We start from the raw sequence: 14,308 nt of genomic DNA on the forward strand, positions 1-14,308 counted from the left end.
CCGACGCAAGGAAAACCCCCACGCAAACTGTAGGCAAGATTTGCAATATTCATGCAGAGGTATAAATAATTACTAAATTATCAACTAAATGCTGCTAAAAGATGATTATAGTAAATTTATATACTCTATTGATGTGAATAACTCAGTAGAGTATTTTTGTGAAAGTGTGCCAACGTAAGCGATCGCCTTTCATGTGCCCTTGTTACAACCGCCCCTCTACCTCCAAATTTCGTAATGTTGATTTGTTCTCGCTTGGGCATCAGACGGTCGGGATCGTTCCTCCGTCAATGACATATTCAGCGCCTGTGATATAAGAGGCGCGGTCAGACACTAGAAAAGCGACAAGCTCCGCGACCTCTTCGGGGCGGCCCGGTCGTCCCATCGGGATTCCTCCGAGTGAGTCCATCAGTCCTTGACGTTCAGCATCAAGGTCAGTGCCGGCCTTCTGAGCTAATCTCTCGATGAGTTTCTCAGCCGCCTTCGTTTCGATGAAGCCGGGCGCAACGGTGTTGACACGCACCCCATAGGGCGCAACTTCGTTTGACAGCCCTTTGCTGTAGGTTGTCAGCGCCGCTTTTGCCGCCGCATACGCTAATGTCGCGTCGTGAAGCGGGAGCCGACGCTGGATAGACGAGATATGGATGATGACACCTGACTTCTGTTCAAGCATCCGGGGCAGAAATGCCCGATCCAAACGGACGGCGGCGAATAAATTGTCATTGAATGCCTGCTGCCAATCCCCATCTGTCAGGGCAAGCGCGCCGCCGCTTGGCGCAGAGGAGCCGCCAACATTGTTAATTAGGATGTCCACACTGTCGAAACGAGCGAATACTTCCTGCACAAGTTTGTTCGCGCCATCGGGCGTGCTGAGTTCAGACCCTATGAACAGGTCAGGCGATTGAAGGTTTTCAGTTAGGTATTAATAATTGCACGGAATTAATAAGGTACACCAAATCGATGGAAAATACGAGTCCCTAATTGTAAGAATTTATTAATTGTGTATAAATCTGTTTTTGGGTAGATGCCCCAGGATAATCTGTTGCACAGATGCAAGTATTAAGCGATCGCTTCTTTCCTCATGACTGTACCTGAAGATTTGTTTTGCAGTTTTGACTCCTAATAAGCAGATAATGGATGGTTAAGAGTTCTCGCTGTGGAGGAACAGCGTTGAAAAACTTATCAGCTGATAAAGGCACAATCTTAGTAGTAGATGACGAAGCCAGCATCCGGCGGATTTTACAGACGCGGTTAGAAATGATTGGCTACAGTGTAGTTACAGCTAGTGATGGTGAAGAAGCTTTATCAGCTTTTCGCCTGTTGATCCCTGATTTAATAGTTCTGGATGTAATGATGCCCAAGCTAGATGGCTACGGTGTCTGTCAAGAATTACGGAAACAATCAGACGTACCAATTATTATGCTAACAGCCTTGGCAGATGTAGCAGACCGAATCACTGGACTGGAGCTAGGTGCTGATGACTATATGACGAAACCTTTTTCACCCAAAGAACTAGAAGCTCGAATTGCCTGTCAACTAAAACGGCGCTCCCACAAAACCAGTGTCAATGTTATTCCTAATTCTGGGATAATTCATGTGGGCAATCTCAAAATCGATATTAATAAGCGGCAAGTTCATAAAAATGAGCAACGCATTCGATTGACAGGTGTGGAGTTTAGCTTATTAGAGTTGTTAGTTAATCATTCGGGAAAGATTTTTTCAAGGATTGAAATATTACAGCAATTGTGGGGTTTTGTACCAGAGATGAATACAGACACCCGTGTGGTAGATGTGCATATTTCACGATTACGGACAAAGGTAGAATCCGACCCCAACGATCCAGAATTTATTATCACAGCAAGAGGTAATGGTTATTTTTTCTCACGAATTGTTGAATCAGAACAGGAATAATAGAAAAATATGAGTAAGTTCATCTTAATTACAGGCATAAGTAAAGGTCTACGCGGGAGGGAAGAGGATTTGACTACTTCCAAAGAATAAACTGAATTATTACATAAAGCTATGCTGTAAGATTTAGAATATTTATTTCAATGATTTATCACAAATTACGAGTGATTATGTTAATGTTTTTATTTGATAATCACACTTAGATATGAGATATCAAGTAGGGGGTAGTCTCCGCAGTGACGACCCCACATACGTTACCCGTGAGGCAGATGAACAACTCTATGTCAGCTTGAAAACTGGCAATTTGTGTTATGTCTTTAACTCTCGTCAGATGGGCAAGTCATCGTTACTACAACGCACAATTTATCGTCTTAATCAAGAAGGGTATAGCTGTGTTTACTTAGATATGACTCGTTTGGGTAGCGAAAATACTACACCATCTCAATGGTACAAAGGCATTATTGTCAGCTTATTATATAGCTTAAAATTAGCGTCAAAAATTGATTTTCAGCGTTGGTGGGAAATGCAAGCAGGTATTTCCTCAGTGCAAAAACTACAGCTATTTGTTGAAGATATCTTACTACCAAATCTCAAAAATGATTCTCTAAGAAAGGGCAAAACTAAAGGTATTTTCATATTTATTGATGAGGTTGATAGCCTGCTGAGTTTAAGTTTCCCAATTAGCGATTTTTTTGGTTGGATTCGTCAGTGTTATAATTTACGACCATATAACTCAAACTTTGACCGCTTGGGATTTGCACTATTTGGTGTAGCTAGTCCCTCCGACTTAATTGCTGATAAACGCCGCACGCCCTTTAACCTTGGTAAAGCAATTGAGTTACAGGGCTTCGGACTGGATGAAGCCACGCCTTTGCTTTCAGGGTTAGAAGAAGTAGTTAGTCAAGCAGAAGCAATACTACAAGAGGTTATTTATTGGACAGGCGGACAACCCTTTCTGACACAAAAACTCTGTGATTTAATTGCTAAAGTAGCCTTTGAAACTACTACAGGAATAATTACTCTACCTCCAGGCACAGAAACATTGTGGGTAGAGCAATTAGTGTTTAGACAGATCATTAAAAATTGGCAGTCACAAGACGAACCGGAACATTTGCGTACTATAAGAGATCGCCTCTTATTCGACGAACAACAGGCAGGGCGGTTGTTGGGTATTTATCAACAGGTATTGCAGGCAGAAGAGGATCTTGAGCAGGAGAGCGGGGGAGAAGAGTTTTCCCCTTTGCCTCTTAATTTTGTTCCAAGTGATGATAGTCGAGAACAGACACAACTGTTGTTGTCCGGTTTAGTAGAAAGACACAACGGCTATCTCAAAATTAAAAATCCTATCTATCGAAATGTTTTTAATACCCAATGTGTGTTAAGACAACTAGATAATCTCCGTCCCTACTCGCAAACATTCAACGCTTGGGTAGCATCGGGTTACAAAGATGAATCGCGTCTGTTGCGAGGACAAGCTTTAAAAGATACTCAAAATTGGGCACAAGGCAAGAGTCTGAGCGATTTGGATTATCAATTTTTAGCCGCAAGTGTGGAATGCGATCGCAAAGAAGTGCAAATGGCATTAGAGGCAGCACGGCTTCAAGAAGTAGAAGCAAGACTCATACAAGAGAAAAAAACGGCTTTAGAGATAGAAGCAAGACTAGCACAAGAGAAAAAAACAGCTTTATTGCAGAGATATCTACTAGTTGCAGTAACTATTGGATTGCTCGTTTCTAGTAATTTGGGAATAGGAAGTTTCATTTTGTATCATCAGACTCGCAAAAGTGAAACTATTGCCAAAAACAGTGAAATTCGAGCGCTTGTATCTTCTTCTGTGGGATTGTTTGCCTCAAATCGCAGATTGGATGCACTTGTAGAAGCAATCAAAGCAAAAAAAAGACTGCAAAAATTAGTTAAATCAAATACAAATCTTGCACCTCAACTGGAGAATGCACTGCAACAAGCAGTTTATGGTGCAGATGAGTACAACCGTTTTTCGGGGCATACCGCAGCTGTAATGGCTGTAGATATTAGCCCTGACAGTTCTCTGGTTGCTTCAGCCAGTATGGATAGAACAATCAAACTGTGGCGGCGTGATGGCCGAGAAATTGCTACTCTCAAAGGTCATCAGGGAGCAGTTAAATCAGTTAAATTCAGTCCTGACGGTCAAATACTTGCATCAGGGAGTGAGGATGGTTATATTATACTTTGGCAGCACGCTCCCAAAGACTCATCGTGGCGCATTTATAAGACATTCCAAGCTCATACAGCTTCAGTTTGGGGAATCGCATTTAGTCGGGATGGTCAAACTATTGCCTCTGCAAGTTGGGATACAAAGGTAAAAGTTTGGCAGCGAGATGGTCAACTGCTAAGAACATTTCAAAATTACACAAAGGGATTTCGGGAAGTTGCTTTTAGTCCTGACGGCCAGACCATTGCTGCTGGGAGTTTTGACGGGACAGTAAAACTCTGGAGACGAGACACATCAGGCTGGCAGAACGCAAAAACTCTACAACCTCTCCAAGGTCATACATCTTGGGTTCTGGGCGTAGCTTTTAGCCCTGACGGACAAACTATTGCGTCAGCGAGTGAAGATACAACTGTCAAACTTTGGCAGCGAGACAGGACACATGGCAGTTATCGTCTTTATAAAACTCTCATTGGTCATAGTGCGGGAGTTTCGGGAGTTGCGTTTAGTCCCAATGGTCAGACTATTGCCTCCGCTAGTCTCGACAAAACTATAAAACTTTGGGACATTGATGGCATAGAACGCACAACGCTCAGAGGACATAGTGCATCTGTTTGGGGAGTTACTTTCAGTCCTGACGGTAGCTTTATAGCGACCGCAGGTGCAGAAAACCTTGTGAGACTTTGGCAGAGTGAAAATCCATTCCAAAAGAGTGCCATAGCTCATAAAGGCGGCATTTGGTCAATAGCGATCGCTTCCGACAGTTCCACCATCGCCACAGCCAGCCACGAAAATACTGTGAAATTTTGGAGTCCTGGGGGCAAATTACAGAAAACTTTGACCCAAAAAGGCTCAGTTTCCCAGGTTTCTTTCAGTGAGGATAACAAGTTAATTGCTCTTCCTAGTGAAGATGATACGGTACAACTCAAGCGGCGAGATGGTACGTTAATCGCTAGTTACAAAAACCCTGATGGCAAAATCACCGGAGCGTTATTAAGTCCTAATGGTCGAGCGATCGCCATACCTAATGCTGACAATAATGTTCGGATATGGCGTGTAGGTCAACCTACGCTACAGATTCTCAAAGGGCATCAAGCCGAAATATGGGAAGTTGCATTTAGCCCTGACAGTCAACTGATTGCTTCTGCTAGTGAGGATAATACCGTTAAACTATGGACGCTAAAAGGTAAGTTACTCAGCACATTTGTCGGGCATTCGGCGGCAGTATGGACAGTCGCCTTTAGTCCTGACGGTAAGATGGTTGCTTCTGGAAGTGGCGACAATACCATTAAGCTGTGGACACTTGAAGGCAAGTTGCTGCAAACATTCATTGGTCACACAGCTGCAATTTGGGGGATAGCTTTTAGTCCCGACGGTAAAAGGCTTGCTTCTGGAAGTGGAGATGGAACCGTCAAGCTTTGGAAACTTGATGGTACGGAAATAACGACCCTTAGAGGACATACCGCAGCGATTAGGCAAATTGCAATCAGCCGCGATGGAAAAATCCTTGCTTCCGGTGGTGATGACAACATGCTGATTCTTTGGAACTTGCCGCAAATTCTCAAGCTAGATACACTGACTTATGGTTGCAAGTTGGTGCAGGATTATCTGAAAACTAACACAGCAATTGAGAAAGGCGAACGTTCACTCTGCCATCACTCTCAAAACTATTAGAACTATTTCTTAATAGAAATAGAAATCGCTTCCTCAGCTTTTTTACCCAGACCAATACGGTTCAGTTAAAAAAGTTCCTCTGTGGAAGTAAAGAAACGGGGAGAGGGGTATCTCAACTGATTGACTTATCGCCCAGAGGCACAGGAAATTAGTACAATTTTTGGATACTGGAGTTTTCATTTTTGAAAAAGCATTTGAGCCAAAGTTTACCTATAGCACCAAGCCGAAAACTGAAGATTACGATCCTAACAGTAGGTTCAAGAGGAGATTTGCAACCATACTGCGCTTTGGCTATTGGTTTAAGACGTGCGGGGCATGAAGTAACCAACGGTGAATGTAAAAGATTCGCTACGAGTGTTTGTGATCAAGGAAGTTCCACATGATTGGCTGTTTCCCCAAGTGCCAGCAGTTGTACATCATAGAGGAGCTAGTACAACGGCGGCAGTGTTACGTGCAGGGACACCATCAGTTACCGTACCCTTTTTTGCAGATCAGCCAATTTGGGGTGAAAAGCTAACTCGGTTGGGAGTCAGCCCTGCGCCGATACCGTACAATCAAGTGTCAGATAAAACTTTAGTAGCAGCGATTGAAATCGTACTGGGCGATGAGGTGATGCGGAAGAAAGCACAAGAGTTGGGTGAGAAAATCAGGGGTGAAGATGGTGTGGCGAATGCTGTTGAAGTATTTCATCGGCATTTGGGTTTGATTGGGTGAGAAATCCCAGACAATTGAAGAAGAAGTCAGAAGATAGAATTCAGAATTCAGAATCACAATTGGTTGGAGATTCAAACCCTAAGCAATTGTAGACACCGTATAGACAGCGGGAATTTGAACCCTTTTACTCATTGATTTTTCGTTCAGGAGTCATTCTGAATTCTGACTCCTGACTCCTGAGTTCTTTTATTAAAATACATCATCACACCCACAACAGCAGTAAATGTGCCAAGTGAAAGTTGATACCGTACTCTGTGTCAACAGCAGTGTCCTAATGGTTTTTTACACGCCAGGGCATTGCTGGCAGTTTCGGATTATCAGCCGGACAGGTGGCATATTCGGGGAACAAAAGATTTATTACACGGCGGAGGCAGCTTTGAGGATTGGATTAGAGTGGTTGCGGGATGAACGGTGATGAGTGCGTATACAATCCAAGGTCAGCATTAATGGCAAGAGACAATCGTTTTTAGTCAAGATGAATTGCTTGAAATTGTACAGCGATTTTTTAATTTGTCGCTCCACTAACTATGTGGAGGTGAATTAATGGAAAAGAAAAGTTGGCGATCGCTACAATCAATACTTGCAGTACTTATACAGAGGTTAACTACCTACTATTGTATAAAATAAATTTTAGTGAAAGGTAATAAATGTAATTTTATATACTCTATTGATGTGAATAACTCAGTAGAGTATTTTTGTGAAAGTGTGCCAACGTAAGCGATTGCCAATCATGCGCCCTTGTTACAACCGCCCCTCTACATGCGATTGTTCTCTTGAGGTCAAGGGTGTTGTATTGGGCTTGGTTTATTGCGTTTAATCCTTGTATAGTGCAGCTTTAAAAATTTTTCGTTCTTTTTGCGTAAAATACAAAACTCTAGCTGAAGAATAGTACATATCGAACTTCTATATAAACCAGGGGACAACACTTTAAAAGTCCCCTATTTTATTTCTTGCAGTCGTAAGTTACGTCCTATCCCACGTTCACAAAGCAAGTAACGGTTAAATCTGATTATGGTAGAAAATTTTGAGACTGCAAGGAGCTTGAATATTCACGTGAAGTCACAAACACTTAAGATATGAGGTGAAAAGCAGTGTAGTCTTATTTAATAACTGGAAAAATAGCTAATTATTCTTCTATTAAAAATTATTCAGTATTGAGTACTTACTAAATTATTTATGAGCATAGATTTACTAGAGTTTTTCCAGCGAACAGACCCCAGCCGGACTTTGTACGTGAATCAAGGTTCAGATAAGAAGTACTACATTGACTTTTCCTCTGTGAGGGGCGGCGATATTATTGGCAAGCTGAAGCAGAAAATCACATTCTTCAAAGCGAACGAACCGACCTGCACCTTATTCACTGGTCATATAGGCTGTGGGAAATCGACAGAACTAATCAGGTTACAGGTAGAACTCGAAGCGCTGGACTTTCATGTGGTGTATTTTGAATCCAGCGAAGATTTGGAAATGACAGACGTAGACATTGCAGATGTCTTGCTAGCGATCGCCCACCGTGTAAGCCAAAGTCTGGAGAAAATCACGCTTGATGAACCGAACAAATTCCACGAACTGCTGCAAGGTGCGTTGAGAGTACTGGACTCTGAGGTAACGGCATTTAAGGTAAAGACACCAGTTGGTGATCTTGGCTTGTCTACTGAAAAGGAGAAATTCTCCTTAGCACTGGGAATTGGAGAAATCACAGCGAAGACGAAAAACAACCCGATGCTGCGGGAAAAACTCAACCAATACTTGGGGCCACAGAAAACCAGATTACTGGAAGCGATTAATCGAGAACTACTAGAGCCGGCGATCGCCAAACTGAAGCAGCAGGGTAAAAAGGGATTGGTGGTGATTGTCGATAACCTCGACCGCATAGATAACCGAATTAAACCGTGGGGTCGCCCACAGCAGGAATATCTGTTTGTGGATCAGGGAGAGTTTTTGACAAAGCTGAATTGCCATTTAGTTTTCACAATGCCCCTGGCGCTGAAGTTCTCCAATGATTACGGAATGCTGACCCAAAGATTCCCGGAAGATCCGAAGGTACTGCCGATGGTTCCAGTGCAATGGCCAGACAGTAGCATACATCTTGAGGGAATGGCGTTGATGCAGCAGATGGTGTTAGCGAGGGCATTCCCTGATTTACAACCAGACGAGCGGTTAAACTACATTACTGAAATTTTCGACAGTGCAGAAACCTTAGAACGCCTGTGCAGACTGAGTGGTGGTCATGTGCGAGATTTGCTCAGGTTGCTCAATACTTTGATACAGGAGGAAATGACACTGCCGCTCTCCCGCAATACCTTAGAGCAAGTGATTCGCTCTCGTCGTAATGAGATGATGATGCCGATTTCAGATTCGGAGTGGGAATTACTACGTTATGTTAAGCGAAAGAAGAAAGTCAGTGATGACCAAGGATACCAAAAGCTAATCCGTAGTAGATTTGTGTTTGAATACCGAGATGGGGGCGAATCCTGGTTTGATTTAAACCCGATATTGGCAGAGGCAGTGGAGTTAGCTAATTGAGGGAACAGTGAATTTTAAAAAGGGGGGAAGGGGGAAAGGAAGCAATTATAAGAGCTTTTCCCCACAATATATAGAGCAAGTATTTTTAAATATGGAGAATGTTAAAGAAGATAATGCGCGTATAACTGTTTAAAATCTCTGTTTCCTAATTAATTGGTTCCCCTTCCCCTTTACCCTTTACCCTTCTTCTCCAATTCTATGGATACACAGCGCCAGCCAGAAAATCAACCCACAGATTATGAGAGATCGCTACAACAGCTAGCTTGGACGCTTCAAGCTTCGGTGGGACAATTTAAGCTGATTTGGGCGCGGTGTAATTATAGTGATTTACGGACTCGCTTGATAGAAAGGTTAAGCGAAATCTGTAAAATTAAGATTCAGGTATTGCAACTCAAGGAATCAGAAAGAACGCTCTACACTGCAATCCGTTCAGAATTACAGCTAGATACACAAGCTCTGATGATTGTTGGCTGGGAATCATTGCACGATTTACCGCAGATGTTGACAAGTGCTAATCAGGTACGCGAAGAATTCCGCAAAAACTTGTCTATTCCTGTAGTCGTGTGGATTAGTGAAGAAATCCATCACACCATCATGGAGATTGCCCCTGACTTGGAAAGCTGGGGTACTAGTAGAAGTTTTGCGATCGCACCTACTGATTTAGCCCAATTCATTAAACAACTGGCTGATGAATATTTTAGTGGTAGCTTTAGCGTAAACGATTACAGAATACTAGAGTTAGAACTAGAGGCAGCACAGAGAGATATTTTGGCTGATAGCCCAGAAATCGAGGCTAATTTAGCATCACTGTTGGGTTTGGTAAAACAAACTAATAATAAAATAGACGATGCCTTAAAGTATTACCAAAAAGCAAGAGTGCTATGGCAACACCTGAATAAATCAGAAAAACAAGTTAGTACGCTTGGTGAAATAGCTTACTGTTATTATCTCAAAGCTTCTAAAATTAAAGATATTGCTCATAAAGACTGGCAGGCTACTCGGCAGTATACGCAAGAATACATTACATTTCTCAACAAAGCTAATAGGCAAGATTTAACTGCTAATTCTATTTCTAGGTTTGGTAATATCTTGCGTGATTTGAAGGAGTGGGAGCAACTAAAATATTTAGCACAACAAGCTTTAGAACTACACCAAGCTAACAATCAGCCGATAGAATTAGCGAAAGATTACGGGTTTTTAGCCCAGGTTGCGCTGGCTCAGTCGCGCTGGAGTGAAGCTAAACACTTAGCGCAAAAAGCAAAAGATATCTTAACAGTACCTTCTACGGTAGAAGTAATAGATAGTCCAAAAGTAGTATCTGAACTCGTAGAAGAATCAGCTATACCAAATGATTTAACCCTGTATCACTTTATTTTGGCGCAGGCTGAATATGAATTAGGCTCATCCCAACAGGCAATTCAAAACCTAGAAGTTGCAAGAAATGCTAGCAGTCCGATAAAAGATTTACATCTGCATCTGAATATTCTCAGTTACTTGCAGCGTCTCTACTTTGAGAAGAAAGAATATCTCAAAGCTTATGAAACCAAACAGCAGCAGAGGTCTATTGAACAACAGTTTGGTCTGCGAGCGTTTATTGGTGCAGGAAGATTACAGTCAACCAAGCAAACTCTTGTAACCCTAAGTAAAGCTGGAATTCAAGAAAGCATTGCTCCTGAAATCGCTGCATCAGGTCGCCTATTGGATGTAGAGCGATTAGTAGAACGACTGGGGCGGCATGATCACAAACTAACAGTCATTCATGGACAGTCAGGTGTAGGTAAAAGTTCGCTGATAAATGCAGGATTAGTTCCAGCTTTAAAAAATAAAAGTGTAGGCATTCAAGATTATCTCCCTGTAACAATACGGGTTTACACCAATTGGGTAGAAGAATTAGGGCGGTTAATACATGAAACATTGCAACAGAAAAGTAGAGCTAGGAATAAAGAGCTAAAGGAGCTTGAGATTTTTAAAGAAAAATTTCAAACATCTCCTAACTCATTAATTTCTCAACTGCACGAAAATGAACAGCATAACCTACGTACAGTGCTGATTTTTGACCAGTTTGAAGAATTTTTCTTTACTTACACCCAAGAAATACAAAGACAGCATTTTTTCGAGTTTTTGGGTGAGTGTCTCAATATTCTTTCAGTGAAAGTAATTCTAGCATTGCGAGTGGATTATCTGCATTATTTACTAGAGTGCAATCGTTTGTCCAGCATGACGATTATTGGCAAGGATATTCTTAGCAGTAATGTACTCTACAATTTAGGAAACTTTTCACCTGATGATACCAAGTTGATTATCCAGCGTTTAACTGAAACTACTACTTTTCATTTGGAAATCGCTTTAGTTAACCAACTAGTTCAAGATTTAGCAGGAGAACTGGGTGAAGTACGTCCTATTGAATTACAGGTTGTGGGAGCGCAATTGCAAACAGAAAATATCATAACTCTGGCACAATATCAGCAAAGCGGTACTAAAGAAGAATTGGCTAAACGCTATTTAGCAGAAGTGGTTAACGATTGTGGGATCGAGAATCAGCAAGTTGCAGAATTGTTATTATATTTTCTGACAGATGAACAAGGAATTCGTCCACTGAAAACTCGTGTAGCATTAGAAAAAGATTTACAGCAATATATTTTCTTAATTAATATTTCACTTTCAGCTAATCTCCCATCTTTATTAAGGGGGAAAAAAATCGCTAGTATTTTTTATTTTTTCAATGTAAGCTTTTTAAAAAAGAGAGTATCTAAAATTAAAAAGGATGAAGTTTCAGCAAGCAAGAATTTAGATTTAATTTTAAAGATTTTTATCAAATCCGGGTTGGTAGCTTTGTTACCAGAAAATACTACTGATCGTTATCAACTAGTGCATGACTACTTGGCTTTATTTATCCGTCAGCAACAAGAACCACGATTAAAATTATTAATAGTACAACTGGAAGAAGAAAGAAAACTAAGAAGGCTAAGTGAAACTAAGTTAAACCGTGCTTTAATGATAGCACTGGCTGCTTCTGTGCTAGCCATATTTGGATTAAGTATCTCCATCGTGACAGCAGTAGACAGCGAAATTAAAACCCTCAGTGCATCCAGTGAAGCCCTCTTTGCCTCGCAAAAAGGTATTGATTCTTTAAAAGAAGGTTTAAAAGCGGGGAGAAAATTACAACAAGCAATCTGGGTAGATTCCTATACAAGAGAGCAAGTGCAGACGGCGCTATATCAAGCAGTTTCTGGGTTGAGAGAATATAACCACTTAGAAGGGCATCTATCTGGAGTAAGTAATGCTACATTTAGTCCTGACGGCTCTTTAATTGCTTCAGCTAGTGCGGATACTACAATTAAACTTTGGCATACTGATGGTAGCTTAGTTAAAACCTTGTCGGGGCATGAAGATGTAGTTAATAGCGTCAGTTTCAGCCCAGATGGTCAAATTGTTGCTTCCGCCAGTCAAGATAAGACGATGAAACTGTGGAGTCGAGAGGGTGTACTGCTTGTTACCTTATTAGGGCATCAAGGTGTAGTGAATAGTGCCAGTTTTAGCCCAGATGGACAGATTATTGCTTCGGCGAGTACAGACAAGACAGTGAAACTGTGGAGTCAAGATGGTAAGCTGCTCAAAACTTTGCAGGGACATGATGGTGCAGTCTTGAGTGTCGCTTGGTCAGGCGATGGTCAAACCCTAGCTTCTGGGAGTGCTGACATGACGGTGAAATTGTGGAGTCGGGATGGTAAGCTGCTCAAAAGCTTGCAAGGACATGAGGATGGAGTTTTGAGCGTTGCTTGGTCGCCTGATGGGAAAGCGATCACTTCTGCTAGCTTAGACCAGCCAATCAAGCTGTGGAATCTGGAGGGTAAACTCCTGCGAACCTTATCAGGTCATAGTGCTGGAGTTACCAGCGTCAATTTTAGCCGCGATGGAAATACGATCGCTTCCGCCAGTACTGATGAGACAATCAAACTTTGGAGTTTTGAAGGTGTGTTGCTGGGAACCCTGAAGGGACATAATAACTGGGTTAACAGTGTCAGCTTCAGCCCAGATGGTCGCACCCTAGCTTCTGCAAGTCGGGACAAAACTATTAAACTCTGGCATTGGGACGATATATTATTGCGAAAACCCAAAGCAGCCGATAATGATGACTGGATAACTAGCATCAGTTTCAGCCCAGGCGATCGCACCTTAGCAGCAGGGAGTCGAGACAAAACTGTAAAACTATTCAGCCGCGAAGGTAAATTACTCCGTACTTTTACTGGGCATGAAGGTCAAGTTTGGGGTGTTAGTTTCAGTCCAGATGGTAAAGTAATTGCCTCGGCTAGTAAAGATCAAACGGTTAAGCTTTGGAGTGTTGACGGTAAACTGCTCAACACCTTACAAGGTCATAATAGTACCGTCTTGAGTGTAGCTTGGTCGCCTAATAGTCAAGTAATTGCCTCGGCGAGTAAAGATAAAACAGTAAAACTTTGGAGTCGAGACGGTAAACTACTCAACACCTTACAAGGGCATCAAGATGCAGTAAATTGGGTAAGTTTTAGCCCAGATGGTAAATTGCTAGCTTCAGCCAGTGATGACAAAACCGTGAAAATCTGGAGTTTAGATGGTAAATTGCTATACACCTTAATTGGTCATAATCGCGGGGTAAATGGGGTTGCTTGGTCGCCTGATACTCAAGAAATTGCTTCAGTTAGTATTGATAGCACCGTGAAGATTTGGAACCGAGATGGTCATCTGCTAAGTAATCTTGCAGGTGATGGTGATAGTTTTATTAGTGTAAGTTTTAGCCCTGATGGTAAGACTTTAGCTGCTAGCAGTGATGACAAAGTGAGGATTTGGAACCGCGAAGGGACGTTGCTGATTGCTTTGAAAGGTGATAAGCAAGAGTTAACCAGCGTCAGTTTTAGTAATGATGGTAAGACTCTGGCTGTGGGTAGTGGTAATGGTACAGTGATTTTTCAGAATTTGGCAGATATCCAACTGGAAAAATTACTGGCACGGGGTTGCAATTTGCTACATGATTATTTGCAGACTAATCAGAAAATAATGAAGGATGATAGAGCCTTGTGTTCTAGTAAGTGATATTCAAGCAGCGAAGGCCAGACTTGAGACGAAAGCATGAACTTTCTAATTAGAAACCAACCTCCCCACCCCACATACTCTTCTTCTGTCACTTTCTGGGAAGGTGATTGCTAGAATATCCATAAGGCAATCAATACAAGCTATACTATTAGAAAAAATTGGTCTTGTATTTGTTATTAAGAAAAAATCTGGCGATCGCTTCCTGTATAAAAGCTCTGAAAGTCAGAAATG

Annotated in this window: 7 protein-coding genes and 1 pseudogene; 7 read left to right on the forward strand and 1 reads right to left on the reverse strand. The window is 41.8% G+C overall.

What is annotated here, in order from left to right; all coding sequences use genetic code 11:
* Positions 1-259: 259 nt before the first annotated feature.
* A pseudogene (locus ACFFRD_RS04000) lies at positions 260-907 on the reverse strand (SDR family oxidoreductase); the annotation flags it as partial.
* A 227-nt stretch (positions 908-1,134) separates the two neighbouring features.
* Here ACFFRD_RS04000 and rpaB point away from each other — a divergent pair.
* The 7 genes from rpaB to ACFFRD_RS04035 all read left to right on the forward strand — a co-directional run bounded on the left by rpaB (position 1,135) and on the right by ACFFRD_RS04035 (position 14,077).
* Entirely contained in the window at positions 1,135-1,908 is a 774-nt protein-coding gene (gene rpaB / locus ACFFRD_RS04005) for a response regulator transcription factor RpaB (protein ID WP_392476444.1), read from the forward strand.
* Between the two features lie 202 nt (positions 1,909-2,110).
* On the forward strand, positions 2,111-5,767 hold the full coding sequence (locus ACFFRD_RS04010) for an AAA-like domain-containing protein (protein ID WP_392476446.1): 3,657 nt from the start codon (positions 2,111-2,113) through the stop codon (positions 5,765-5,767).
* Positions 5,768-6,036: 269 nt separating this feature from the next.
* A complete protein-coding gene (locus ACFFRD_RS04015) occupies positions 6,037-6,150 on the forward strand; it encodes a hypothetical protein (RefSeq protein WP_392476447.1) in 114 nt (37 codons plus the stop codon).
* Entirely contained in the window at positions 6,098-6,481 is a 384-nt protein-coding gene (locus ACFFRD_RS04020; RefSeq protein ID WP_392476450.1) for a glycosyltransferase, read from the forward strand. Before ACFFRD_RS04015 ends, ACFFRD_RS04020 begins: the two co-directional genes overlap by 53 nt.
* Before the next feature lie 274 nt (positions 6,482-6,755).
* A complete protein-coding gene (locus ACFFRD_RS04025; protein ID WP_392476452.1) occupies positions 6,756-6,896 on the forward strand; it encodes a hypothetical protein in 141 nt (46 codons plus the stop codon).
* Between the two features lie 761 nt (positions 6,897-7,657).
* A complete protein-coding gene (locus ACFFRD_RS04030) occupies positions 7,658-9,007 on the forward strand; it encodes an ATP-binding protein (protein WP_392476455.1) in 1,350 nt (449 codons plus the stop codon).
* A 198-nt stretch (positions 9,008-9,205) separates the two neighbouring features.
* Entirely contained in the window at positions 9,206-14,077 is a 4,872-nt protein-coding gene (locus ACFFRD_RS04035) for a hypothetical protein (RefSeq protein WP_392476458.1), read from the forward strand.
* The last annotated feature ends 231 nt before the right edge of the window (positions 14,078-14,308 follow it).

Origin of the sequence: Nostoc sp. C110, from assembly GCF_043099725.1 — a bacterium.
Taxonomy (GTDB): domain Bacteria; phylum Cyanobacteriota; class Cyanobacteriia; order Cyanobacteriales; family Nostocaceae; genus Nostoc; species Nostoc muscorum_A.

Excerpts from the sequence above, each read along its gene's own strand:
- ACFFRD_RS04030 (WP_392476455.1), top strand. The coding sequence starts at position 7,658 with ATGAGCATAGATTTACTAGAGTTTTTCCAGCGAACAGACCCCAGCCGG.
- ACFFRD_RS04035 (WP_392476458.1), top strand. The coding sequence starts at position 9,206 with ATGGATACACAGCGCCAGCCAGAAAATCAACCCACAGATTATGAGAGA.
- ACFFRD_RS04025 (WP_392476452.1), top strand. The coding sequence starts at position 6,756 with ATGGTTTTTTACACGCCAGGGCATTGCTGGCAGTTTCGGATTATCAGC.
- ACFFRD_RS04010 (WP_392476446.1), top strand. The coding sequence starts at position 2,111 with ATGAGATATCAAGTAGGGGGTAGTCTCCGCAGTGACGACCCCACATAC.
- rpaB (WP_392476444.1), top strand. The coding sequence starts at position 1,135 with ATGGTTAAGAGTTCTCGCTGTGGAGGAACAGCGTTGAAAAACTTATCA.